This window comes from Bacillus salipaludis (assembly GCF_004358205.1).
Map to the genome: position 1 here is coordinate 183,174 of NZ_SMYO01000006.1, position 25,669 is coordinate 208,842.

30 protein-coding genes are annotated in these 25,669 nt (G+C 36.8%); 25 read left to right on the forward strand and 5 right to left on the reverse strand.

Annotation, left to right across the window (positions count from 1 at the left end):
* The first annotated feature begins 61 nt into the window (after window positions 1-61).
* A complete protein-coding gene (locus E2K98_RS14030) occupies window positions 62-757 on the forward strand; it encodes an NAD(P)-binding domain-containing protein (protein WP_133335082.1) in 696 nt (231 codons plus the stop codon).
* Window positions 758-985: 228 nt separating this feature from the next.
* On the opposite strand, the gene E2K98_RS14035 is transcribed toward E2K98_RS14030, so the two are convergent.
* On the reverse strand, window positions 986-2,368 hold the full coding sequence (locus tag E2K98_RS14035) for a hypothetical protein (RefSeq protein WP_133335084.1): 1,383 nt from the start codon (window positions 2,366-2,368) through the stop codon (window positions 986-988).
* 434 nt (window positions 2,369-2,802) lie between these two features.
* Window positions 2,803-3,138 (reverse strand): hypothetical protein, encoded by a 336-nt coding sequence (locus E2K98_RS14040; protein ID WP_026576273.1) that lies wholly within the window; start codon window positions 3,136-3,138, stop codon window positions 2,803-2,805.
* Between the two features lie 333 nt (window positions 3,139-3,471).
* Between E2K98_RS14040 and E2K98_RS14045 the strand changes: the two genes are divergently transcribed.
* The 15 genes from E2K98_RS14045 (at window position 3,472) to E2K98_RS30950 (ending at window position 14,370) form a co-directional block, all read left to right on the forward strand.
* Complete coding sequence (locus tag E2K98_RS14045) at window positions 3,472-3,807, forward strand: 2Fe-2S iron-sulfur cluster-binding protein (RefSeq protein ID WP_133335086.1); 336 nt, start codon at window positions 3,472-3,474, stop codon at window positions 3,805-3,807.
* A gap of 60 nt (window positions 3,808-3,867) precedes the next feature.
* A complete protein-coding gene (locus E2K98_RS14050) occupies window positions 3,868-4,638 on the forward strand; it encodes a creatininase family protein (RefSeq protein WP_133335088.1) in 771 nt (256 codons plus the stop codon).
* A 239-nt stretch (window positions 4,639-4,877) separates the two neighbouring features.
* Window positions 4,878-5,609, forward strand: coding sequence for a TenA family transcriptional regulator (locus tag E2K98_RS14055; protein WP_133335090.1), 732 nt, complete (start codon window positions 4,878-4,880; stop codon window positions 5,607-5,609).
* 137 nt (window positions 5,610-5,746) lie between these two features.
* On the forward strand, window positions 5,747-7,210 hold the full coding sequence (locus E2K98_RS14060; protein WP_208025369.1) for an aldehyde dehydrogenase family protein: 1,464 nt from the start codon (window positions 5,747-5,749) through the stop codon (window positions 7,208-7,210).
* A 23-nt stretch (window positions 7,211-7,233) separates the two neighbouring features.
* The gene (locus tag E2K98_RS14065) at window positions 7,234-7,713 is read left to right on the forward strand and encodes a GlcG/HbpS family heme-binding protein (RefSeq protein WP_133335094.1); all 480 of its coding nucleotides are present in this window, start codon (window positions 7,234-7,236) and stop codon (window positions 7,711-7,713) included.
* A gap of 39 nt (window positions 7,714-7,752) precedes the next feature.
* A complete protein-coding gene (locus E2K98_RS14070; protein ID WP_235824809.1) occupies window positions 7,753-8,418 on the forward strand; it encodes a chromate transporter in 666 nt (221 codons plus the stop codon).
* Window positions 8,415-8,945: a chromate transporter gene (locus E2K98_RS14075; protein WP_133335097.1), complete on the forward strand. Its 531-nt coding sequence runs from the start codon at window positions 8,415-8,417 to the stop codon at window positions 8,943-8,945. The genes E2K98_RS14070 and E2K98_RS14075 overlap by 4 nt, the downstream gene beginning before the upstream one ends.
* Window positions 8,946-8,994: 49 nt before the next feature.
* Window positions 8,995-9,699: a GntR family transcriptional regulator gene (locus E2K98_RS14080; RefSeq protein ID WP_133335099.1), complete on the forward strand. Its 705-nt coding sequence runs from the start codon at window positions 8,995-8,997 to the stop codon at window positions 9,697-9,699.
* A 38-nt stretch (window positions 9,700-9,737) separates the two neighbouring features.
* Window positions 9,738-10,085, forward strand: coding sequence for a 2Fe-2S iron-sulfur cluster-binding protein (locus E2K98_RS14085; protein WP_133335101.1), 348 nt, complete (start codon window positions 9,738-9,740; stop codon window positions 10,083-10,085).
* Between the two features lie 60 nt (window positions 10,086-10,145).
* A complete protein-coding gene (locus E2K98_RS30945; RefSeq protein ID WP_155925787.1) occupies window positions 10,146-10,322 on the forward strand; it encodes a hypothetical protein in 177 nt (58 codons plus the stop codon).
* A gap of 385 nt (window positions 10,323-10,707) precedes the next feature.
* Complete coding sequence (locus E2K98_RS14095; RefSeq protein ID WP_235824819.1) at window positions 10,708-11,085, forward strand: CidA/LrgA family protein; 378 nt, start codon at window positions 10,708-10,710, stop codon at window positions 11,083-11,085.
* On the forward strand, window positions 11,069-11,761 hold the full coding sequence (locus E2K98_RS14100; protein WP_165976271.1) for an LrgB family protein: 693 nt from the start codon (window positions 11,069-11,071) through the stop codon (window positions 11,759-11,761). Before E2K98_RS14095 ends, E2K98_RS14100 begins: the two co-directional genes overlap by 17 nt.
* A gap of 69 nt (window positions 11,762-11,830) precedes the next feature.
* A complete protein-coding gene (locus tag E2K98_RS14105) occupies window positions 11,831-12,304 on the forward strand; it encodes a DinB family protein (protein ID WP_133335107.1) in 474 nt (157 codons plus the stop codon).
* A gap of 314 nt (window positions 12,305-12,618) precedes the next feature.
* On the forward strand, window positions 12,619-14,028 hold the full coding sequence (gene gabP / locus E2K98_RS14110; RefSeq protein WP_133335109.1) for a GABA permease: 1,410 nt from the start codon (window positions 12,619-12,621) through the stop codon (window positions 14,026-14,028).
* 174 nt (window positions 14,029-14,202) lie between these two features.
* Entirely contained in the window at window positions 14,203-14,370 is a 168-nt protein-coding gene (locus E2K98_RS30950) for a hypothetical protein (protein WP_165976272.1), read from the forward strand.
* Between the two features lie 126 nt (window positions 14,371-14,496).
* On the opposite strand, the gene E2K98_RS14115 is transcribed toward E2K98_RS30950, so the two are convergent.
* Window positions 14,497-14,838, reverse strand: a complete 342-nt coding sequence (locus tag E2K98_RS14115) for a hypothetical protein (RefSeq protein WP_133335111.1) — start codon at window positions 14,836-14,838, stop codon at window positions 14,497-14,499.
* Between the two features lie 254 nt (window positions 14,839-15,092).
* Between E2K98_RS14115 and E2K98_RS14120 the strand changes: the two genes are divergently transcribed.
* Window positions 15,093-15,281: a hypothetical protein gene (locus E2K98_RS14120; RefSeq protein WP_133335113.1), complete on the forward strand. Its 189-nt coding sequence runs from the start codon at window positions 15,093-15,095 to the stop codon at window positions 15,279-15,281.
* A 152-nt stretch (window positions 15,282-15,433) separates the two neighbouring features.
* Here the strand turns inward: E2K98_RS14120 and E2K98_RS31445 are convergent, their stop codons facing one another.
* Window positions 15,434-16,324, reverse strand: a complete 891-nt coding sequence (locus E2K98_RS31445; protein ID WP_208025370.1) for a hypothetical protein — start codon at window positions 16,322-16,324, stop codon at window positions 15,434-15,436.
* A 197-nt stretch (window positions 16,325-16,521) separates the two neighbouring features.
* Here E2K98_RS31445 and E2K98_RS14130 point away from each other — a divergent pair, with 197 nt between their 5' ends.
* On the forward strand, window positions 16,522-17,409 hold the full coding sequence (locus E2K98_RS14130) for a glycosyltransferase (protein WP_133335115.1): 888 nt from the start codon (window positions 16,522-16,524) through the stop codon (window positions 17,407-17,409).
* A gap of 144 nt (window positions 17,410-17,553) precedes the next feature.
* Here E2K98_RS14130 and E2K98_RS14135 read toward each other — a convergent pair whose 3' ends face one another.
* Window positions 17,554-18,399, reverse strand: coding sequence for a DUF7164 domain-containing protein (locus E2K98_RS14135; RefSeq protein WP_133335117.1), 846 nt, complete (start codon window positions 18,397-18,399; stop codon window positions 17,554-17,556).
* 319 nt (window positions 18,400-18,718) lie between these two features.
* On the opposite strand from E2K98_RS14135, the gene E2K98_RS14140 reads away from it, so the two are divergent.
* The 7 genes from E2K98_RS14140 (at window position 18,719) to E2K98_RS14170 (ending at window position 25,514) form a co-directional block, all read left to right on the forward strand.
* On the forward strand, window positions 18,719-19,930 hold the full coding sequence (locus E2K98_RS14140; protein ID WP_165976273.1) for a glycosyltransferase: 1,212 nt from the start codon (window positions 18,719-18,721) through the stop codon (window positions 19,928-19,930).
* Between the two features lie 96 nt (window positions 19,931-20,026).
* Window positions 20,027-20,806 (forward strand): hypothetical protein, encoded by a 780-nt coding sequence (locus E2K98_RS14145; RefSeq protein WP_133335121.1) that lies wholly within the window; start codon window positions 20,027-20,029, stop codon window positions 20,804-20,806.
* 40 nt (window positions 20,807-20,846) lie between these two features.
* The gene (gene rfbH, locus E2K98_RS14150; protein WP_133335123.1) at window positions 20,847-22,175 is read left to right on the forward strand and encodes a lipopolysaccharide biosynthesis protein RfbH; all 1,329 of its coding nucleotides are present in this window, start codon (window positions 20,847-20,849) and stop codon (window positions 22,173-22,175) included.
* Window positions 22,172-22,948, forward strand: a complete 777-nt coding sequence (rfbF, locus tag E2K98_RS14155) for a glucose-1-phosphate cytidylyltransferase (RefSeq protein WP_133335125.1) — start codon at window positions 22,172-22,174, stop codon at window positions 22,946-22,948. Before rfbH ends, rfbF begins: the two co-directional genes overlap by 4 nt.
* Window positions 22,949-22,962: 14 nt before the next feature.
* Window positions 22,963-24,066: a CDP-glucose 4,6-dehydratase gene (gene rfbG, locus E2K98_RS14160; protein WP_133335127.1), complete on the forward strand. Its 1,104-nt coding sequence runs from the start codon at window positions 22,963-22,965 to the stop codon at window positions 24,064-24,066.
* The gene (rfbC, locus tag E2K98_RS14165; RefSeq protein WP_133335129.1) at window positions 24,056-24,622 is read left to right on the forward strand and encodes a dTDP-4-dehydrorhamnose 3,5-epimerase; all 567 of its coding nucleotides are present in this window, start codon (window positions 24,056-24,058) and stop codon (window positions 24,620-24,622) included. The genes rfbG and rfbC overlap by 11 nt, the downstream gene beginning before the upstream one ends.
* Entirely contained in the window at window positions 24,612-25,514 is a 903-nt protein-coding gene (locus E2K98_RS14170) for an NAD-dependent epimerase/dehydratase family protein (RefSeq protein ID WP_133335131.1), read from the forward strand. The genes rfbC and E2K98_RS14170 overlap by 11 nt, the downstream gene beginning before the upstream one ends.
* The last annotated feature ends 155 nt before the right edge of the window (window positions 25,515-25,669 follow it).

Below are 25,669 nucleotides of genomic sequence, written 5' to 3' on the forward strand. Positions count from 1 at the left end.
AAAGTGTTATAACCTTTGGAAACTCCTTTTTTCATTATGGTTTGAAGAGGGGGTTCGATTGATGGAACAATGTAAGGTGGGGCTAGTAGGGATTGGTAAATTAGGGACCGCGATGATGACGCAATGGAATAAAATGAATAGGAAGATTGGGATTTACCATCCATTAAAAACAAAGGCTGAAAAGTTTGTGGAGCAGTTTCCAAACGGGTTTATCCTAATAGAACAAGAATTAAAGGAATTAGATGTGTTAATTTTAGCTTTACCTGCTGCAACTATTATTCCATTTATTACAAATTTAAAGCTTGAAAGTAATTTACCTGTTTCAACCACGATCGTTAATATGGCAACGACTTTAGATACGAAAGAGCTAAAAGAAAAGTATCCTTCATTAAATATTGAAGGGGTTAAATTTATGGGACATTGGAAAGATTTATTGGAGCATGGCAACGGTTTATTTATTACCGAAAATGTTCTGCAGAAGCCTATTGAAGAACTCTATCATTTCCTTGGGAAGGTAAAAATAGAAAAGGAAAGCTGTTTGACTGAAATTAACAAATTAGCAACCTATTATGCTGTAAAAACAGCCGTTGAATTGGAAAGTGAGTTTGAAAGAAGGGGATTTCCGCCGGAATATGTACAAAGAGCACTAATGTCCCTTGCCCCGGAAGTAATAAGGGGATATTGTGAAGGGAACCTCGGGCATTTCGCCAAGGAAATCGTTAAAGAAATTAAACAGAAGACTACGAAGGATCTATAAAAAAAGTGCCAAGATTGGTCGCCTCTGGCTTTCGAAAAACTTTCGATAGCCTTTATTCATTTATTTTTTTAACCAAATCTATATTGTTAATATATAGGCTTCTCAACAGGCCCATTAGCAGGGACAATCAATAAGAATTCCTGTTTAGGATCTAATAGAGTAAAAAAATGCCGAGAAGAATACCCTTTCTCGACAATCTGAGGTACCAGGTTGGCACCTTTTCTTTATTTAGTTTAGTAGTAATTCAAGTAAGAACAAATATGCCATCACGATGCCGATGTAGAGGGCTGCGAAGGAAAGATTCCAATTTGATACTTTATAAGAGCTTTCCTTTACGATGTTGGACATCAGGCCTAATGTAGCATTATACGGACCCACTAAAAAGGAAGAAACAGCCCCCGCTAACATCGCTACCGTTAAGATGTAAGGGGAAATTCCCATTGCTTGTGGATTTAACCCTTCAATCATTAAAGCAAGTGAAACAGCAGGGTGCAGACCAAGAAAAGCTAAGGCTAAAGGAATAAAGGGAAGTAAGATCAAGAAAACTTCCACACCTGCCAGGTGAATAAACTTCATAACCCAGCGATATAGCAGCTCATTTGTATGCGAAACATTGATGGCCGAGATGAAAAAGCCTGCCGATAAATAAATAAAGAATTGATCTTTCATACTAACGGAAAAAGATTGGAAATGCTCCAAAAGGTGTACACCAAACTCTTTTCCTTGCTTCAAGAATAAAGACCAGGTAAGGGCAAATGGAATCACCAATAAAGAAATGAGAATCAAAAACGGATAAGGAAACCTTGTTTCAACCAGCGAAATCACGACATTGAAAATGATAATGGCCAATAAGATTTGAAAGACTCTTCCAGAACGGTTGATTTGACCAGATTCAACCGTTGCTGCTAATTCATTCACTGTCAAATTCTTTTGAGTTTGAAGCATTCTTTTTGATTTCCTTGCCCCTATAAACCAATCAAGTCCCATTCCGATAATGCTTAATGGTATAACATATGGAAGTATGGATACCCAAGTAACTCCCGTCATCGTAATTACAATTCCGACAATCGGTGTTACCGGTGCCCAAATTAATGGCATCGCAAAGCCCCTTGTAATCGCCCTGCTCATGAAGCGCTCTTTGTTATTCACCGTATACAGTCCGAGTGCAGGTCTAATCGAGAAATAAGTCATTGGCAATGTTGCAAGATTCATAAAAATACTAAAAAAGTACGAAATTCCGGAGGTAATCATATACAATTGTCCGGAGGTTTTTACTTTTTTTTGAATAATGCTTTGAATCCCCCCGCTGTAGCCGCCAATTTTAATCGGAATTCCTAAAATCGGAATCAGGGTAAACATGGTGAGTAAATCCAGCATTGGGCCGAAGGAAAGGATATATTGCTTCCAATGCGCTCCGCTTGAAGCAAGTAAAAAAACACCAAGGAGTAAAAACGTACCTCCTAATATTTGCACAAAACGTTTTGCTTGAAAAAACGTGCTGACTACAATAATAAGGCACAAGCTGGAAAGAAGAAAGCCAATATGCAATTGGGGCAGAAGCACAGAAAATAAGTATAATACGATTACAAAGAAAAGCAGATATCTTAGCATACCAACACCCTAACTATAAGGAAATGTAATACATCAATACTTGAGTTACAATTAAAATCTGTTTAATTGTATACCAAAACATCCTAATTCAAGGAAGATTAGTCACAAATCTGCCATATTTACTTAAAATTTTGGTATTTGGTATACAAAATCCTTGAGTTTATTTAAAGCTCATTGTAAAATAAAAATAACAAATAGCAAACAAAACAGGGGGATACTGACATGCTAAATTTTTTATTTAATTCTAAAAAAGCTGCTGAAAAAGCGGAGAAAAAATTAGCATCATTGAGAAAAACACTTAAGTTTTAATGTTTGGATTTTAATTGGTTAACCGTCACAAAGCAGCTGTGGCGGTTTTTTTACGTTTATACCATTTAATATGCAAAAACCGGAGAGACGTTGCCATCTCTCCGGCCGTAAGCCTCTATTAATATCTATACAGCAACCTCACTTGATTTTACAAGTTTACTGTTTACCGAATCTACACTGTTACCGGAGGCTTTTACGATCTCATTTAATTCCTCGCGCGCGGCTTCAATTGTTTCAAACCTTTCAAAAAACTTTACACCGATATGGTTTACATATTCTTTTCCTTCAAATTCTTCGAACAACTTAATCTTAATTTTTTCATCCAACACTTTGGCAATCGTATACTTCGCCTTTAATTTATCAAAGAAATAGAAATGGTAGGTTTCGACAGGTTCTAGGCCATCGTTCTCGAGACTTGTTTGAAAGGTATCTTTATTCGTTAATACTATATATTTTCCCAATTTCTTCACTCCTTTAAATTAATTCAATAGTTTTAAACGCTTACAAATTGGAGAGTAGTAATATGTCCAAACACCTCCTCGGAACATTGTATACCAAAACTACTTAATTTGTATTTTATATCAAGGAGACAAAATATTCAACATTATATTCTAAATATTTAAATAATTACTTTTTAAAAAGCTATGGTAGATAGATTTTCAGCGGAAAATTTGGATAAAAATTTTATAAAGCGAGTTAAAAATAAAAAATTTTTAGTTTACTTATCTACCAAAAAGATTGTATACTTCAGAAAAGTATCAAAATTTTTAGAAAAAACAGAAAGGGGCTATTTTATGCCGAAAGTTATCCTGCACGTTGATGGAACTACAGTGGAGCAAGAAGTAAAAGACAATGCAAACTTAGTAGTATTAGCAGCAACACGTCTATTACCAAAGTTAAAATATGGCTGTGGAATGGGGCGTTGTACAAAGTGTACATGTCAGGTGATTAACGGTGCAGAAGATTTAGCAGCGCCGAATTGGAAAGAAGTAAAAATGCTTGGAGATAAAGTGAATGAGGGGTACCGATTAACGTGCCAATTAACGATCCAGCGGGATATTGAAATTTCGCAAGAAAATATTTCAGTCCAGGTTCCTAAAAAGCAATCACCGATTCAAATTAATGGATGATTATTTTTTTAACTTATTTATTGGTATACAAAATACATTGATTTTCAAAGGAGATTTGTGATGGAGGGTTATGATTTAACCAGGATGACATGGAAAGAGGTTGAAGGAGCATTAAAAAGTGTTCAGGTTGCAATTATCCCGGTTGGCGCACATGAACAGCATGGTCCCCATATGGTGGAAAGCTGTGATGCTGTTCTGGCTGAAAGGATGGCCAAGCGGCTTGGGGAGAGAATGTTTCCCTATGCGGTAGTTACGCCAACGGTGAATATGGGTGTTTCGGAACACCATATGAATTTTCCTGGAACCATTTCACTGAATCCATCTACACTCATTGCGATTTTACATGATATGATTTCCTCTTTGAAGCATCATGGAATTAAGAAATTTTTATTATTAAACTCACATGGCGGGAATCAATCTACACTCAATGTTGCTTCACTGACTTTAACAAAAGAACTGGATGTAGAAGTTTACTATGCAAAAACAACTGCATCTGCAAAAAAATCGATTCAGAACTATATTGGTTCAAGCTTATTTGGCCATAGCTGTGAACGTGAAGTTTCGGAAGCTTTATATTTAGCACCAGAGATTGTCCGAATGGACCAACTAGAAAAAGGGGATATTCAAGAAGAAGGTAGATGGAAACAGCTAAGACCTGGGAAAGCAATACAAGGATTTTATCGTTACGAGGAAATGACCCAAAATGGTTGTATTGGTGACGCAACAAAAGCCAGTTTTGCAATAGGCCGTGAGATCGTAGAGGAGTCCCTGGATAATCTTTCAGCAGAGCTCTTTAAATTATTAAATATACATGTGGATGTCCATTCCTAAATCGAAAATAGAGAAAATTAAGTATTTTTCAATAATCTTTAAAAAATTCTAAAAATTGTGTTTACAAGTAGTCATTTATCGGTTACTATTAAATCAAGGTATACCAAATACACTATTAACACAGTGGAAACGGTAAAAAACTAGTAAACTTTATTTTTTTATCGAAGTTTGGTATACAAAATATCAAATGCCAATAGCAGCATTGAAAATCTACATAAAAACTAAGGAGGAGATTTAAAATGGCAGAATTATTATCAAAAGATGAGTTTCGCAAGGAATTAGAGGAAGCAATTAAAGGAAATCATAGCCAAAAGGCACCGTTTACATTAGCTTGGGCTGAAGGTAAATTGGAAAGAAAACACTTTGCTAGATGGGCAGAAAACCATTACCACTACGTTGGCCCATTCGCTGATTACTTAGCGTATATTTATCACAATACTCCAACCAATCCAAAATTCGAAGCTGCTAAAGATTTCACCTTACAAAACATGTATGAAGAAGAAATCGCTGCTGACCGCCACACGGATCTCCTTATTCGTTTTGCTGAGGCATGTGGAACTACTCGTGAACGAGTAATGAATCCTGAAAATATGGCTCCAACTACATTAGGATTACAGAGCTGGTGTTTCGCGGTTGCAGCACGTGAGAATTTCGTTGTTGCCACTGCAGCATTAGTAGTTGGACTTGAGTCGCAGGTTCCAGATATTTACCGTAAACAAACTCCAGCGTTACGTGAGCAATACAACTTTACAGATGAAGAAATTGAATTCTTCGATCTACACATTGTTTCAGATGAAATCCATGGTGAGCGCGGTTATAAAATTGTGCTTGACCACGCAGACACACCAGAATTACAACAGCGCTGCCTAGAAATTGTACGTACTGGAGCAAAAATGCGTCGTATGTACATGGATGGCTTATGGAAGGAATACTTAGAACAAGATTTAGGCGCATTAGTAGAAACAAAATAATATCAGTATATGAAAATATAAATAAGTCATTACTTTCCTAATTTGTAGGCCGTCAGAATAATCTTGTAGTTAAAGGTTTAATTGACGGCCGCTTTTATTAGAAAGTTTTACTTAAATAAACGAAAAAGGTGATCGTAGTGATAACTACAAAAGTAGAAACATTTAATAACTATATAGATGGGATTTGGCAGGAATCGGTAAGCAAAAAAACGTTTAATAGTTTAAATCCTGCCAATAAAGAAGAAGTTGTCGGGGTTTTCCAAGCGTCTAATGAAGACGACGTAAATTTAGCCATTGAAGCTGCCCAAAAGGCGTTCCCAGGTTGGGCTAAAACAGCGCCATCCAAACGAGCAGCCATTTTAAATCAAGCAGCAAATATTCTGGAGCAAAAAGCTGATCAGTTAGCCGAAGAGTTAACACGTGAAGAAGGTAAGCATGTTAATGATGCTAAGAATGAAGTGTTACGCTCTGCCCAAACACTTCGATACTATGCTGTTGAGGGGCAAAGTTTTACAGGTGAAACATTTCCAAACGATGATCCAAACATGAAGGTATCCACGGAAAGAGAACCGCTTGGAGTGGTGAGTGTCATAACTCCTTGGAACTTTCCTCTATCGATTCCTGCCCGAAAAATCGCTCCCGCTTTAATCACAGGTAATACGGTGGTTTTTAAGCCCTCTTCTGATACACCACTCATTGCCGTACGCCTTGTTGAAGCACTTTACGAAGCAGGCATTCCAAATGGTGTTATTAATTTCGTAACGGGCAAGGCAAGTGACATTGGTGACCGATTGGTAACCCATCCGTCCGTCAGGGCTGTCACGTTTACAGGCTCAACTGCAGCCGGTGAAGATATTCATCGAAAAGCTTCTATGACAACTCGAACGCAGATGGAACTGGGCGGAAAAAACCCATTAATTGTCATGGATGATGCTGACCTCGATTTAGCCGCAACCCTGACAGTAAATGGTGGATTCTCCTTAACAGGGCAAGCTTGCACCGGAACGAGCCGGGTCATTGTATTGAAGGAAGTAAAAGAAGCATTTATTCAAAAGCTTGTTGATAAAACTAGCGTCCTAAAAATAGGAAATGGTTTTGAGGCGGGGGTGAAAATTGGACCGCTTGCAAACGAAAAACAAATGAAAAATGTTTTAAATTATATCGAATTTGGTAAAGAAGATGGCGCCGAATTAGTCTATGGCGGCGAGCCATTAACAACAGGGGAATTCGAAAAGGGCTACTTTGTAAGACCTGCCATTTTTACAAATGTAAAGCCGAATCATCGAATTGCAAAAGAAGAAATTTTTGGACCTGTCGTGGCCGTTATTGAAGTGGATACATATGAAGAGGCCATCGCTGTTGCCAATGATGTTGAGTACGGATTATCTGCTTCTATCGTGACCAATAATTTGAAGATTGCCAACCAATTTACAAAAGATATTCAGGCCGGAACGGTCAAAGTCAATCGGACGACGACTGGTAATTTAATGAATGCACCTTTTGGCGGTTTGAAAAAATCAAGTACTTCAACATTCCGTGAATCTGGAAGAGTGGGTCTTGAATTCTTTTCACAATTGAAAACAGTATATATCGGTTATTAAAAAAATGAAAAGGAGAACATAAAATGAAAACAGCATTGAAATTAGAATTAGAAGAAGCAAAATTAATGATTGAGGCGGCCAAGAAAAAATCAGAAGAAATTAATGTTCTCGAAACCATTGCAATTGTGGATGACGGAGGAAATCTCATTGCACTTGAGCGAATGAATGGAGCACGAATTACCGGTCCGGAAATTTCCATCGCCAAAGCCTACACTGCAGCAGGACATAAGCGATCTACTCACCTCTTTAATAAAGAACCAAATGGTCCTGCACTGCCGGGAAATGAGGCATTTGGTATCAACCAAATGCTTCCAGGGAAATTTGCAATTTTTGTAGGTGGATTCCCGATTGTGGTAAACGGTGAAGTGATTGGCGGCATTGGGGTAAGCGGTGGAAACGGTGAACAAGATACAGCAGTTGGAACGGCAGCTCTTCAAGCATTACAACACTATGTAGAAAAAGATGGATTTGAAGTCATCACTACAGCAGATATTAAAAAATAGTGAGCTCATTCAATTAAAAGCTTGGACAGAATGAGGCCCATGTTCATTCAACCGGAAGGGATTGTTATCAAAGAAATAGATGATTGGTTGAAGAAAGGGGATACACATGTGAAACCGTATGTTGATTTAGCGATTGGGTTTGCCCGCACTGGTATAACAGGCTACGGGGGCGGGCCCTCAACAATTCCGTTGATTGAATATGAAGCGGTCAAAAAATATCATTGGACATCTGAAGAAGAATTTTCCGAGATTTTGGCGATGGCCAATACATTGCCAGGGCCAATTGCGACAAAAATGGCGGCCTATATTGGATTTAAAGTGAAGGGTACATTAGGAGCAACCGTGGCCATTCTTGCTCATATCCTGCCATCGATCATTGCAATGTTTGCCTTATTAACTGCACTTTATTCGTTTCGGAATTCCCCGATTGTGAGTGGAATGGTGCAAGGGGTTACGCCTGTAATTGGATTTATGCTCGCGGAAATGGCTTACCGGTTTTTCCAAAATGGTCGAAAAGGACTTGGTTTATCGAAAATGATTAGCCTATCTGTCCTATCATTAATTGTAGTCCAGTTCCTAGGATTACATCCAGGAATCTTAATCGCTATTTTTCTAATTACTGCCTTTATTATTGCAGACCGTAAAGAAAAAGCTGCCGCCAAACAGGCCGAAGTTGTTGTTAAAAGAGAGGAAAAAAGTTCATGATCTATTTGCATATTTTTTGGGCATTTTTAATTTCGAATTTACTGGGCTACGGGGGCGGTCCTGCTACAATTCCATTATACCAAAATGAAGTCGTTAATCATTATCATTGGATGTCAGCATCTGAATTTGGGAATATATTAGCGATTGCGAATGCCCTGCCTGGTCCGATTGCAACCAAAATTGGCGGGTTTATCGGCTATCAAGTGGGTGGTCCGATTGGCGCAATTGTTGGGCTGGCAGCTACAATCCTTCCCTCTGCCATAGCTGTAATAATATTGTTTAAATTTGTAAATTTATTTAAAGATAACGCAAGAGTCAAGCTCATGACCAAGTCTGTACAGCCCATTATCGCTATCTTGCTGGGCGTAATGGCTTATCAATTTTTCTTAACGGCTTTTGAAAAAAGCGGTGTCTTTCATTTAGTTTTGTTAGCTGTAGTGAGTTATTTCGCTTTAATTAAAATCAAGCTCCATCCATCATTACTGATTCTTGGAGCGCTAATCTATGGCGGGGTATTTTTATCATAATTTTGATAAAAGGGAATGAAAATACTTAAGAAATAAGAGGGTGTGATGAATGGATATTAGGTGGGAGGAAAACAATCTTTTATCAGTACGAGAACATGCATATTTATACTTAAAAGATATGATTCTTGAAGGTGAATATAAAGCCGGTGATCGGTTGATTGAAAGAGAACTCGCAGGGAAACTGAATATTAGTCGCACCCCAATCCGAGAGGCTCTGTTCCGTTTGGAATCTCAAGGATTTGTAAAAACCGTACCCAGAAAAGGGGTAGTAGTTTCCAATATATCAGAAACTGAAGTTATCGAAGTGTTTACGATTCTTTCTTCTTTAGAAGTTCTCGCTGTCAAATTAGCCGCAGAAAAAATGGATGAGGATATCAAAGTAGAACTTGATCAAAAAATCCAAGAACTGATGGAACTCGAAGCAGGAGCGGAAGAAAATTATAATCTTGAACATATTCAAATGAACCGTCTTATCAACAAAGCATCGAAAAGCCCAAAATTGTTTGAAATTCTTTCCAGTTTGATTGATTTTATTCATATGGCTGCCAATATGGGATACGAAACACCAGGGAGACGTAAAGATTCTCTAAGGGAACATATTGAAATCATGAAAGCATTGCGTAATCAAGAAACAGAATTAGCAGAGTATTTTATGAGAATTCATATCGAAAACTCAAAAAAAGCGTATATCACCTATATACAGAACCGGAAAGAGAAGCTAAATAAAAAGAAAATGGAAATCCCCTCTAAATGAATTACTAATAAGAAGATAAAAAAGGGAGGACTTGGGAGATGCCGAAAATTCATTTTGTTAACAATGATAAACAATTAGATGTGCCGGAAAATTCGAATATTTTAAGAATGTCCCTTCGCTATGACGGAGAGCTTCCAAACCGGTGCGGCGGAGGAATTTGCGGAACATGTGTTTTTAAAGCGATTGAAGGAGCAGAATACCTGGATAAAGTAAAAATTCAAGAAAAAAGAAAATTAGGGGAAGAATGGCTTGAAAAAGGCTACCGCCTTGGCTGTCAAACCTTTGTAACCAACGGAGATGTTTCCCTTTCTTGGGATGAAGAGGTAACAAAACAGGTAATCAAAAGAAAACCTGATAAACTGCAAAAGGAAGTAACATCGGTTTAATATTTCTCTAAAATTAGTATTGTAGCAGATTCATATTAAGAAGGATTGGCGGGTGATCTTATGTGGGTATGTAACAGTCATATGAAGGAGATCATTGCATTAATGGATACTCCCCATATTAGTAAAGCATCATATCAAATAAAATGCTCGGCTTGTGATAACCGTGCTATTGCAAAGGTGTATTTTGCGCATAAACCATTCCGTCTTCAAAAAAATCAGAAGGAACTTGTAAAATGATTCATAAATGAAAACAAGGCGCATAATGCGCCTTTTTATTATTTTAGCTCTGTTAAAGGAAAATGTGGATTTTTGAACAACGTTGATTGGAGCGGAGGGCACGAAGACTCCTGTGGGAGTACGGGACAGGGGAGACCCCGCAGGAGCGAAGCGACGAGGAGGCTCCCCGAACCGCCCACGGAAAGCGAAGTGCCTGGAGCGGAAATCAACATCCAAGTGTAACAGAGCCATTATTTTAAGAAGGTTATCTTACATACTTTTGCTTAGATATGAAATTTCTATGTTATGAAAGCTTACATAATTTAAGATTCACTTCCTCTAATATGGCATACTTAAATCATATAAATCAGATTTATTCACGTAGCTATCAGGAGGTGTTGGGTTGATGCTTCGTTATTTTGTTCAATTTTTCACAATACTGCTGTTCTATTCAATCGGGAATGGAATGGTATCATGGTTACAGCTTTCGATACCTGGAAGCATTGCTGGATTATTTCTTTTATTTATTGCACTGAACTTTAGAGTTTGCCAACTCAAGTGGGTAGAAACAATTGCCCAATTGCATATTAAGCATATTACGCTGTTATTTATTCCTTTTACTGTCGGTATATGGAATAATATTGGGATTTTCCAATTGGAGGGAGCAAAGCTTGCGATCGTTCTGGCTATAAGCAGTTTGGTCGTCCTGCTGGCAACTGCAGTTATTGCAGAAACAATTGAAACAAGAACACAAAGGAGGAAACAAGGTGGAAAAATGGATTGAAAGTTTATTCATATGTACAGGGATCACATTACTAAGCTACATTGCAGGTGTTCGTGTTTTTCAAAAATTTAATAAGCCTTGGCTAAATCCAATGTATACTGTGTCTGTTTTTATTGTTAGTGTACTGTCTTTGCTTCACATGAATATGAAGATTTATACTTCCGGGACGGGGATTTTTTCACTTCTATTAGGAACTGCCACTGTTTCTCTTGCCATACCTTTATATAAGCAGATTCTTCTCATAAAAAAATATCTACCTGTGATTCTTTCGAGTGTATTTCCTGGAACGGTATTGGGCGTTGCTTCAATTGTTGTTTTAACAAAAGCACTCCATTTAAACCAAAAAATCATGGTTTCCTTACTACCCAAATCAGTTACCGCTCCTATTGCTCTGTCGATTTCCAACTCACTTGGAGGGATTCCTTCACTAACAGTCCTTTTTGTTTTCACCTCAGCCATTTTTTCACTGATCATCGGTCCACTCCTTTTAAAACATGCCCGGATCAAAAGTGGTGTTGCAAAAGGACTTGCATTAGGAACATCAGCACAGGCAATAGGAGCCAACCGTGCCTTTGAGTGGGGAGAATTTGAGGGTGCGATGGGAAGTATTGCGATGATCATTGCAGGTGTGGTGATGTCACTATTAACACCGCTTCTTATAATGCTATATCTTTAATGATTGCATAAACCATGATTTCCCATATACAATTAGGTTAGTTTATTTCCTGATGAAGGAGGGGAAACGATGCTATTATCAATGGAAACAAAACTCCAATATCACCACTGGGCCAACCGTACATTATTAGAACATATTAATCAATTAGATGAGGAGCTTTTTATTAAAGAAGTTAACAGCATTTTTCCATCGCTTGCAGCTATATTTGAACATATTTATTCAGTCGATTCTATGTGGCGGAAACGAATCTCCGGAGAAAAAGCACCCGTTTTAGAGACAATAAAATTTGATTCACCGACCATGGCCATTCAATCATTTGATCAACTTTACCAACTCTACAAACAGCTATATATAATAGAAGGAAAAATTTCATACCAAAATTCAAAAGGCGAAATGTTTCAAAATGAGCTTTACGAAATCATTGAACACCTCAGCAATCATGGGACCTACCATCGCGGGAATGCCTCAGCAGTGCTCCATCAACTCGGACATAATAGTGTTTCCACCGATTTAATCTTTTTCCTTAGAATGGTTACCAAATGATTAAGATTAAATACTATTCAATTAATAATAAATTACAAACAAAAGGGCATCAGGCGTTGTTGCCCTTTTTTCATTTTGTCATATCTTCTTGCAGAATTATTTTACAATTTGTCTAATGAATGCGCTTTCTCACTTGGATATAATATTTAAAAAGAATAACAATTTGGAATGTTGGGATATTGGTCGCATTCCAAATGACTTCACCGTTGGTAAAATAATATTGTAGTAGAAAGTAGGTGATACTTCCCGATTTATATTTGTCGAAATAAAGGAAACATAAAAGTTTTAAATTTCGGACAAAGGGTGTGTTGAATTTGAGTCAAAACCAAGAGAATTTAAAAAAAGAGTTAAAAATTCGCCATATTACGATGATTTCCATCGGGGGAGTAATCGGTGCTGGCCTTTTTATGGGAAGTGGTGCTGTTATCCACTCTGCTGGCCCTGGTTCGATTATCTCTTATGGACTAGCCGGGCTGCTTGTCATTTTCATCATGAGAATGCTTGGGGAAATGGCTACTGTTAATCCGACGAGTGGATCTTTTTCTACATATGCACGTGAAGCAATCGGCCCATGGGCCGGATATACCATAGGTTGGCTTTATTGGTTCTTCTGGGTGATCGTAATTGCGATCGAAGCAACAGCAGGAGCAGCCAATATACAGTACTGGTTCCCCAATATCCCGGCATGGCTATTAAGCTTAGTTTTAACGATTTTATTAACCCTCACCAATGTTTACTCTGTAAAATCTTTTGGTGAATTTGAATATTGGTTTTCTTTCATCAAAGTTGCAACCATCACTTTGTTTCTAATTGTCGGTCTCGCGGTTATATCTGGTCTTATGCCAGGCGTGACAGCTCCAGGGGCTTCTAACTTAACCGGGTTAGGCGGATTTATGCCGCACGGGATCAGTTCCATTCTTCTTGGAATTACCGTTGTCATTTTCTCGTTTATGGGTACCGAGATTGTTGCTGTTGCCGCAGGGGAATCCGCAGAACCTGCAAAAGCCGTTCGAATTGCCACAAACAGTGTTATTTGGCGGATTCTTATTTTTTATATCGGATCGATTGCCGTTGTTGTTACCTTGCTTCCTTGGAATTCTGCTAATCTTTTAAAAAGTCCATTCGTTGCCGTCCTTGAGCATGTTGGAATTCCTGCGGCAGCACAAATAATGAATTTCGTCGTGCTAACAGCCGTCCTTTCCTGTTTGAATTCAGGTCTTTATACGAATTCCCGGATGTTATATGGTATGGCAAAAACGGGGGATGCTCCAAAAGCATTCTTAAAGCTTAGTAAGAAAGGGGTTCCGGCAAATGCTGTGCTTTTTGGAACAGTCTTTGCCTATATAGGAGTCATCTTCAATTATTTTTCACCTGATAAAGTCTTCCTCTTCCTAGTCAATGCTTCAGGGGGAATTGCGCTATTAGTATACCTTGTAATTGCCGTTTCTCATTTGAAAATGCGTCGTAATGTACAGCGTGAGAATCCAGAACTGCTTAAGGTAAAAATGTGGTTATTTCCTTACTTAACCTATGTGACCATCGCAGGGATTGTCGCCATTTTAGTCGCAATGGTCTTTATTGATTCCATGCGATCACAAGTATTTTTAACCTTACTCATTGCTGTACTTGTAGTGGCATCTTATTTCTTTATTCGACGCAAGAAAGGCGATTCGGCTGAAATCGATGACAGCGATCTTACAACTTCAAAAATCATCAAAACATAGTTCAATTTTGATAAAGTTTAAGACTCAGGTGTTTGGGCACCTGAGTCTTTTTCCATTGCTTTATTTAATGCTAGTCTTATTAACTACACATTTCAAAAGGTCTTTACATAGATTGTTATAATAACAGGGTTTGATTCAAACCTTGTTTCTTTATAAATGAAGGAGGGGATTTACTTGGGATGTAATTGTGGTGGTAATAAAAAAATAGTTGCTCAACCAACTACCGTTTATAAATCAACACCAATTTATAAAACAACATCCATTTATAAGGCGGCACAAGACGCAGTAAATAAAAAAATGCAAAGTATTTCTAACCAAAACCAAGAAGATTCTCGGAAATAACATATCCGTAAAATAAACAATGATAAAGGGTGAGGATTCATAAAGAATGTACCTCCCCTTTTTCAATAAAAAAAGCATCAGTTAATAAAACACTAATTGTTAATAGAAAATTTGGTTTGAAAAAATTTATTTCTTTCCATGATGTTCATGACATTCCGATTGTTCACAGGCCTTAATTGCATCTTGAATTAACAGTTCGAGAATAATTTCTTTTTTGATTGCCAATCGAATTAGTTCTTCCAATTTTTCTGTGAGAAAAGATACTTGACCTGGAGAAAGGTGTTCTCTTCTAAGAAGTTCTGTTTCAGCATTTATTGCATTAGCCAATGCTTTTTCAATCTCAGCAACTGAAGAGAGAATTTCATTTATTTTTTTCTGACACTTTCTTTGTGAGCATTTACGAGACTTGTGATGTTCATCCTTTGCATGATGATCATGAGGCTCATGATGTTCATGATGGGGGGGCATAAGCACACCTCTTTTCATTTGTTACTTTAAATTTATGTTCATTTTTATTAAATGTTTGTACGTTTGCCCAGTTTCAGATTAGTTATAGACGGATATGTAAAGTAAACGCTATGGATTAATTTAGGTTTGTGAAAAGATAAGACACTTTGTTTATGAAAAGTATTTTTTTCAATTTTTAAGAACTTAGACATTTGCTTAGGCAATTATATTCACCCAACATATGATAAAGCAGTAAACAGAAAGGGGTGGTAAGCTTGGCATCACCACAGGATGATTTTAGAACTGCAGCCGCTGCAATGGAGCAGGCATTAGCAGATGCTTTGAATGCAGCAGTAAAAGTTCAGAACCCTGACACAGGCTTTATCGAGAGGTTATTAAAGCTTATAATTAAAAAGGAGATCGTTCTTGAATTACTATTAGAGGAATTTAATAACGCAGGTTAATAGTTTTTTAAATTTGAGGAGGAGCTCGTTCATTTGGTTAATGAATGAGCTTCTTAATTTATAACATTTTTATAAAGTCAGCTTTTAATTGATTTTCTTATGCAGAAAAAGCCCTTCGCAAAAGCGATGGGCCTTTTCTAAACTAACTTGTCTTAATCATCTTCAAAACCAGGACATTCTTCAAGTAACAATTCTAACAGAATTTCTTTTTTAATGATTAGCTTTAAGATTTGCTCAATTTCCTCTACAGTTCCATTTTGGTTAAAAACGTGTAACGTTTCTGCAAGTGCAGCTTCCATATTTGCTATAGGCTGAAGAAGCGGACATGCAGTCGTCGTTGGCGGTGGTGTAGTAGTCGGAGCCGCAGTAGTAGTCGGAGCCGCAGTAGTAGTCGGAGCCGCAGTAGTAGTCGGAGCCGCAGTAGTAGTCGGAGCCGCAGTAGTAGTCGGAGCCGCAGTAGTAGTCGGAGCCGCAGTAGTAGTCGGAGCCGCAGTAGTAGTTGGAGCCGCAGTAGTAGTTGGAGCCGCAGTAGTAGTCGGTGCGGCAGTAGTAGTCGGAGCTGCGGTCGTAGTTGCTGGCGGAAGACAGGAAGGACCTGGAATTGTGACCCCTGGTGGGGTTTGGGAAAGACTTCCACCCGCAAATGTAGCTGCTTGAACACACCCTAAAGAAACGGTTACACTGTTGGAAAATGTGACGCAAAAAGTTGCTGAATTACCTACAGTAAGCCCGGAAACATCTGCGAAGCTGATTCCTACAAATGGATTTGGACCATTAGGATTTGTAATGATAGAGCATTGAGCTGTTACAGGCATTAAAGGGTTTGTAGGTGTTACAGAAATGAACACATTTGAACCACACATTAAACCATTAACAAAGTTCTGAGCATCAGGGCAATCTACTCCAATATTAAAGTGACTTAATTGGTTTTGAGAACTTACATTTGTTACGAGGTAACAAAATTGTTGGGGGTTAGTTTGTGGAAGAAAAGTTATTTGGAACCCGCCAAGGTTAACCGTGTCATTTGAACAAGGCAACGGCATAGATTTTTTCACTCCTTTATAATGATTAATTCAGGAAGTTACCAACCTGTCCATATACAATATGATATGTTATAAAATTTGCTTAGACGATTATGGAAAAACGAATAATTTGGTAACTATCCCTATGTCCATTTTTCACACCTACATAATTTCTTGTACATATACATATTCAAGAAGATAATTAAAGGAGTGTTTACATGGATGCCGAAGGAAGAAAGCCTTTCGTTTCTATCATAATTCCAGTTAAAAATGAAGGGGAACACATAAAAAATACGCTGGAATCATTATTTAATGTTAAAACAGATGCCGATTATGAGATTATTGTTGTAGATGATTATTCAGAGGATGGATGCTGTACTTTTCTGGACAACACCCCAAATGAAAAAATCAGAATGATTCGTACAGAAGGACTTGGTCTTGCAAATGCAAAAAATGCGGGAGCTGACATCGCTAAAGGGGATATTTTTATTTTTTGCGATGCTCATCTTTTCTTTGAAGATTATTGGATTGAACGTTTAATAGATCCGATAAAAAATGGAAAAGCAGCTGCCGCCAATCCTGGTATTGCTGATGCGGCCAATCCCAGCAACATTGGTTATGGATATACTTGGAGTAAGGATTTAGAACCAAAATGGAATACGGATAGAAAAAAGGATCCTTATCCTGTCCCATTATTGGCTGGAGGCTGTATGGCGATTTCAAAAGAGGCATACTTGGATGTTGATGGGTTTGATAGGGGATTTGTTGTCTGGGGACATGAGGATGAAGAAATTTCATTTAAGTTGTGGCTGTTTGGCTATCAATGCTACATTGTTCCAGAGGTTACAATTTTACATGTATTTCGACCGTCGGCACCATTTGAATTAAAATGGGATTTTATTAATTATAACTTAATGAGAATGGCTTTGTTACATTTGAATTTAGTACGAGTTGCAAAGCTTTCTAGTTTAATAAAATATAGCGATAAAGAAAAAATATTGGATGATGTCCTTTCAGGCAATGTACTAGAGAAGCGAGCCTTATATTTTAAAAAGAGAAAACATGATGATAACTGGTTTATGGAGAAGTTTAATATATCATTTTAAATAGCAATTAATTCTCACATATTGATTTATCTAGAACTCTCTTTTATTTTTATCAATTCAAAGAAAAGGGAACATGGTTTAAATTTGACCATGTTCCTTTTTTTAGGTTGCATAATAATTTTCTGGCTAATACAGGAATTGGTTTTAAAGACCAATCCGTTCTTGCTTAGCCTTTAAGGCAATAAAAAGACAATAATCTTTTACAATTGATTGATCAAGTTCCTCCAATTTAATGTGGTCATAGTAACCAAGTTCGAAAGCAAACTTTGAGAACATTTCAGCTGTGTGCCAGCAGTGTATGTGTGGGTGGTCTAAAGTAGATTCAGATGATGTAGAAAAATAATCTAACTTATTTCCGTCGATAATCACTTTGTCTACAAGATGGTTAACCGCAATTTCATTGCTATACATGGATACAACTCCCTTGTACCATCCTGGCCATATACCATATCCGTTGCTAAATTCATTATTGATAATATATTTCGCTGCTGCTAATGAATGTATGCAAACGTTCCTGACTAATGGAGCCCAGCCGTAATGGGTAGAGCCAATATTATGATGTCCCTGGTGTCGATATCCAAGTTTTTGAGCGATCGTTTTTAAATTTCCGCTTACTTCAGAATCGTTAACATACCCTCCGCCACCCACCGTATAATAATCTGGAAAAAAATCTTTCCAAGCAGGTGTTAGGAATGTATCAACATCCGTCCGAAGAAGCAGATCATATTGATTAAGAAATGCCGCACTATCATCGGCCACACAAGCAATTGAATTGATGTAGTGATAATTTTGCCATTCCTTATTATAACTAATGGGGCTTTGTTCAATTTTAATACAATCATCAGGAATCTTTTTTAAAGCATTTTTTGTTCCAAAAACCACTAAATCTGTATCATCCGCTTCAATATATTTTAAAGAAGTATAAAGCCAGCCAAACTGCATTAATAAACTGGGCTTATCCTCAACATAAACGACCAATGCCCTTTTCATTTAATCACCTCAACTTATAAAAATATTACTTGATAAAGTATGCCTTTGTTATAATATGGCACTTAAAAACTTTACGTACTGTATGTTTTAAAATTCACATATAAATGGGTTTTTTCAATAAAAATTTAAGATTCATTGGATGCAATTATTAATGTTAATTATAACGCTTACAATCTTTTTATTTTTCACCTAATGAAAAAGTTTAGCCAAGCATTAAGGCAGAGCATACATTATTAGTACTTTTCAAAGCGATTGCAATTATATTCCGATTTATTTCCTTCATACTAGAGAATAGTTTAATAAAAGGAGGGAGATCTTTTTGCCTTATTATAGCTTTGTTATTTTATGCTTTAACAATTGGAGTCTAAGTAAGCAGGCGATTACATCATTAATAGAATCTTTAGATGTTTCTTATTTTCAAAAGGGGATTGAATTAATAATAATAAATAATGGATCAGAGGATTACACCACACTAGGGATCTTGGAAATGGAAAGGCAATATCAAGGTCAAATTCATATTATACCAGTGCATAAACATGAAAACATGGGGTATCCCGTAGGCATAAATTGTGGATTAGAGCATTGCAGTGGAGAAATAATTAGTATCTTAAGTAATGATTTAGTTTTTCCAGAGAATTGGTTTGATGGCATCAGAAAAACAATGGAAGAAGACCCTGCTATTGGGGTTGCTGTTCCCTATCTTTCCTATGGGTCTGGTCCCCAACACTTGGGAGTCACCTTTCATTCCTTAGATGCAATGAAGGAATTTGCCAAAAATTTTATGGAAAGCCATAAAGAAAATACGATTTACCTTGATAGAGTTATAGGCGCTTGTATGGTTTTTAAAAAAAATGTAATTGAATTAATAGGGGGAAATGACTTTTGGTATGGAATTGGAAACTATGATGATGATGATTGGTCACTAAGAGTAAGGATTGCAGGCTTTAAACTTGCACTTGTTGGTGGCTCATTCGTACACCATATTGGTTGTATTACCTTTAATCAAGACCCACAATCATTAAACTCTGCTTTGACATCTAACTATTATAAATTTCAAAATAAGTGGAAGCTTTATACCCACGATGAAAAAGCTAGAGAACAACTTATTACTACAACCCGTTTTAATAAAGACCTTCACTTTTATCCGGTAAAAATTGGACAATTTCGGGAACCCATTATAAATAGAAACCCTCAATCGGGCCAATTAAATATTATTGTTGTTGCTGACTGGTCAAGTCAAATATCGAACTGGAAAGAGAAAATAGGTGAGATTGCATCTAATAATCAAGAAAATTCCAGATTTACCTTTTGGATACCTTCTAAATACTATGGGTTTTGGAACTATGAATTGGAAATAAAACAAGGATTAGGAAAACAAGAATTAGATGTCACTTTTCTAAATGATGACATTCCACATATTAATTTATTACAATTTTTATCTCAATTTGATAAGTTTGTAACTTTTGAAAAGGATCATGTAAATAGGTATTTGAAATCTTTAGCTCAACATTGTTTATTAGATTTAATTTAGAATTATTAAGTAGAGCGAAAAAACGCCTATAAAATTTTCCTGAGTTATTTTCTTACAGTGAAATTGTTATTGTTGAAAAATGAAAGGTGGAAAATGATGAAGAATATTTGCATAGCAATTCCAGTCCATGAAAATAGGGACGTGATAATTCAATTGTTAGAAAATATTAAGTATTTCTGCCCAAATTCGTCCGTTGTTTTATTTCAAAGCGGCCAAGATCCTAATCTCTGTAAAAATCTTGGCGTGCCGATATGTCCAACCTCATTTCCATTAACATGGGGACAAGACCTTTCTTGGTTTTTGTTAAATGTGATGGAATGGCTTGAGAAAATCCAATATCCGTATGATTATTTAGTAAATTTGGATTCCGATGCATTATTTGTTAAAAAAGGATTTGAGGAGTTTGTTATTGCAGAAATGCAAGGGGTTGATTATATGGCTGCCCGCTTCTCGGAACCGGAAGATTGGTGGCAGCCAGGACAAACTATGATGAAGGTGTGGCCGCTTTGGCAGCCAATATTTAATAGGAATCATTTTCTTGCAGGTTTTATGGGGGGGCAAGTTTTTAGTAAGAATTACGTAAAGGCTATAATGGATTTTGATAAATTGGATGAGATAAAAAAATTAATGAAACAACACGAGAAAGACATTTTTGCCCTCGAAGAAATGCTATTTGCCACTTTAACTCATACGCTCGGGATGAAAGCAAAACGTTACCCTAAGGATATAGACCTCTGGAATAGAGCGTACCCTCAAATCACTTTGGAAGAAGTAGAATCGATTATGAGTAGTAATGAAGAAACTTATTTTATTCATCCAGTTTATAGGGATATAAATAATCCAGTCAGGAAATACGTAAAGACACTTCAAATCTAATTCCAAGCCATATGGGAATCGTAAAGAAGGGATGTTATAAATGGAAAAAAGTCCTCAGGACCTTCGAAAAGAGATCGTTGACTTAACAAAACTGTACTATAAAGCCAAGTGGCAGAAAAAGGACTTTGAACCCGGTATTGATTATATTCCTGTGAGCGGAAAGGTTTTTGATGAGCAAGAATTAGCTTTTTTAATAGATTCTTCATTAGATTTTTGGTTAACTGCAGGACGATATTCGAATGAATTCGAAAAAAAATTCGCAAAATATATGAATAATCGTTATGCCGTTTTAACAAATTCCGGTTCAAGTGCGAATTTATTAGCTCTTTCCGCTTTGACATCTGAACAATTAGGTGATCGTCGTATCGTATCAGGTGATGAAGTAATAACTGTAGCGGCCGGGTTTCCGACTACGGTTAACCCAATTATCCAAAATGGACTAATCCCGGTATTCGTGGATGTCGATATTCCAACCTATAATATTCAAGTGAAGTCACTAGAAGCTGCTGTTTCGGATAAAACGAAAGCGATCATGATTGCCCATACTCTTGGGAACCCATTCGACTTAAGCGAAGTAAAACGAATTGCAGAAAAATATAATCTTTGGTTAATTGAAGATACCTGTGATGCTGTTGGATCTGAATATAATGGAAAAAAGGTCGGCACATGTGGCGACTTGGCAACTGTAAGCTTCTATCCAGCACATCATATTACAATGGGGGAGGGCGGCGCAGTATTAACTTCTAATCCACTTTTAAAAAAGATTGTCGAATCCTTTAGAGATTGGGGGCGTGATTGTTGGTGCGGACCTGGTAAGGACAACACATGCAAGAAAAGGTTCGGTTGGAACCTGGGGACACTTCCAAATGGATACGACCATAAATACACCTACAGCCATATCGGTTATAACTTAAAGGTTACAGATATGCAGGCAGCCGTGGGACTTGCACAGTTAGAGAAACTGGATGCATTTATTGAATCCCGCCGTGAAAATTATGCTTATTTAAAAAAAGGGTTATCAGATCTTCAGGATTTCCTCATCCTACCAGAAGATACACCAAATAGCCGTCCAAGCTACTTCGGTTTTCCAATAACCGTTCATGAAAAATCCCCAAAAACACGCAATGAAATCACTCAGTTCCTGGAAAAAAATATGATTGGTACTCGATTATTGTTTGCAGGAAATCTTTTAAGGCAACCTGCCTATCAAAATATTAATCACAAAGTAATAGGCAGCCTCAAGAATACTGACATCATCATGAACCAAACCTTTTGGATTGGGGTTTATCCGGGTTTAACGAGCGAAATGCTGGATTATATGATAGAAACATTACATCGTGCATTTGAATCAGAGGTGGAAGAAAATTGAAGGTCGTTATACTAGCAGGAGGTTACGGAACTAGAATAAGTGAAGAATCTCACCTAAAACCTAAACCAATGATTGAAATTGGAGAGTACCCAATTCTTTGGCATATCATGAAAATTTATTCCAGTTATGGATTTAATGATTTTATTATTTGTTTGGGTTATAAAGGCTATAAGATTAAAGATTATTTTTTAAACTACTATCTCTACAAATCTGACGTGACACTGGATTTTACCCATGGAAACCAAAGTATTATGCATAACCAAAAGGCTGAGCCATGGAAGATCACCCTGGCAGAAACAGGATTAGAAACGATGACAGCAGGCCGCATTAAACAGATTCAAAAATATGTTGGCAATGAGCCATTTTTATTAACCTATGGGGACGGATTGGGAGATATCAATATCAAAGAACTCGTAGAATTCCATGAATCACATGGAAAAATTGCCACTCTTACTACAGTACAGCCTGCTGGCAGATTTGGGTCTTTAGAGCTTTCAAATAATAATGAAGTAATGGCTTTCAAGGAAAAGGTAAAAGGTGATGGTGGGTGGATTAACGGTGGATTTTTTGTTTTTCAACCAGAATTTTTTGATTTTATTGATGGTGAGACTACGGTTCTAGAGAAAGAACCGCTCGAAAAGCTTGCGGGATTGGGCCAACTTATGGCGTACAAGCATGACGGCTTTTGGCATCCTATGGATACACTTAGAGATAAAAATTATTTAGAACAGTATTGGAAATCAGGTAAAGCACCTTGGAAAATTTGGAGTTGAAATGAGGTTTCTTAATGATTCAGCAGTCATTTTGGAAAGGAAAGAAAGTATTTATTACTGGTCATACAGGATTTAAAGGATCGTGGCTTTGTTTATGGTTACATTCTTTAGGAGCGGAAATTACCGGTTATTCTTTAGAGCCACCTACTATTCCAAGTTTATTTGAGCAATGTAAAGTAAATGAATTAGTATATTCCATTATCGGTGATATAAGAGACTACAATTTTCTTAGTTCGGTAATTAAAGATTTTGACCCTGACATCATTTTTCATTTGGCTGCCCAGCCTCTTGTTAGACAATCTTACTCTAATCCAATTGAAACCTATGAAACAAATGTTATAGGTACTGTTAATTTGTTAGACGCTGTACGAAAATTAACGAATACTTCATCAAAAAAGAGGGCGCTTGTGAATATTACTTCTGATAAATGCTATGAAAACAAAGAATGGTTATGGGGATATCGTGAACCGGACACTTTAGGAGGATATGATCCTTATTCAAATAGCAAAGCATGCGCTGAACTAGCAACCTCCTGTTATACCCATTCATTTTTTAATCCAAATAATTATTCAAGGCATCTATTAGCTCTGGCTTCAGCGAGAGCGGGCAACGTAATAGGAGGTGGAGATTGGGCGAGTGATCGGTTAGTCCCAGATTGTTTGAGTGCAATATTGAATAAAAAAGAAATAAGAATAAGAAATCCGCAATCCATTCGTCCTTGGCAACATGTTCTAGAGCCCTTAAATGGTTATATCTCCCTAGCAGAAAAATTATATAGGGATGGAGTGCGGTATAACGGTCCGTGGAATTTTGGTCCAAATGATGAAGATGTAATTTCTGTTGAAGGGATTGTTCACTTACTTTATGAAACTTGGGGAGAAAAGGAAAAACTTCAAATTTTAAACGAGGAGCAACCGCATGAAGCAAATCTATTAAAGTTGGACTGTTCTAAAGCTAAAAGTATACTAAATTGGAAACCACGTTGGAACATTGCTCAATCCATCTTAAAAGTGGTGGAGTGGACAAAAGCATATCAAAACCAAAAGGATCTGAGGGAACTATGTTTAGTCCAAATTACTGAATATGAAAATGCAGGGGTATCGGTATATGAAGGTTGAAGAGACAAAGCTCAAAGGATGTTATGAGATTATATCTAACGTATATCCGGATGAAAGAGGAGTATTTGTAAAAACATTTCATAATGAAATATTTAAAAAATTTAATCTCCAAACAGAATATAAAGAAGAGTATTTTTCATTATCACATAAAGGGGTCTTGAGAGGTCTGCATTTTCAGTTACCCCCTTATGATCACGATAAATTGGTTTATTGTACTTATGGAAGTGTTATTGACGCTGTAGTGGATTTACGAAAAGGGTCAGCTACGTATGGAAAATTTGAATTGTTTTACTTAAATTCTCAAAATGGTAAGAGCATTCTTATTCCAAAAGGAATGGCACATGGTTTTTATGTACTAAGTGAGAAGGCGATAATGGTTTATAACGTATCAGAAGTTTATTCCCCTGCTCACGACAGTGGTATCAGATGGGATTCGGTTGGAATTCCATGGCCCGATCAACATCCAATTCTTTCAGATAGAGATAGACAACTTGCCTCATTTTCAGATTTCATTACCCCATTTGAATATAGAGAAGAAGAAAATAATGAAAAATAAAAAAACAATTATAGTTACTGGTGCAACGGGGTTTATCGGGTCACATCTCACAAACCAACTTGTATCAGCAGGTTGGAATACGCATATAATTATACGTCCAAACTCTAACACTTCCCTTTTAAAAGATGTACTCACAAAGGTAACAATACATGTTCATGACGGAACAACTGAAAACTTAATTGAAATTATGAGTAAGACTAAGCCGGATGTTGTCATTCATTTAGCTTCTTTGTTTTTAGCAAATCATTCACCGCATGATATTGATCCAATGATTAAAAGTAACATTTTATATTCAACCCAATTAGTTGAAGCTATGGTAAAGAGCAATATTTATCATTTAATTAATACTGGGACTTCATGGCAGCATTTCAACAATCAGCCATATAATCCTGTTTGCTTGTATGCAGCTACTAAGGAAGCGTTTAATGCAATATTGACCTATTATACGGAAGTTACATCTCTAAATGTAACAACATTAAAATTATTTGATACGTATGGTCCAAATGATTCTAGATCAAAGTTGATTTCCCTACTCCAAAAAACAGTGAAAGAAGAGAAACAATTAGCAATGTCAAATGGTGAGCAATTAATTGACCTTGTTTACATTGATGATGTGGTAAATGCTTATATGGTCACAATTGACCGTCATTTAGACGGGATATGTGCAAAAAAGGAAGAATTTGCAATAAGTTCAAATAATCCAATGTCATTAAGAGAAATTGTAAAAATTTACGAAAAAGTGATTGGGAAATCTCTGCCGATAGAATGGGGGAAACGACCCTATCGAATACGTGAAGTGATGGTTCCTTGGAATCAAGGTATCATTCTACCCAATTGGTACCCAAAATTCGATTTAGAAACTGGAATTAAGAAGATAGCATTTGAACATTAATGATAGTTGCTTTTTAAATCACTTTCAATATTAATTGGAAAGTGATTTTTATTTTTAACAATTTGAATATTCCTTACAATCTCTTAATAAAGTAATACAAATTATTCATGTTTGTTTCATATCGGCTTTACTTTGTTTCGGTACGATTTAAAGTG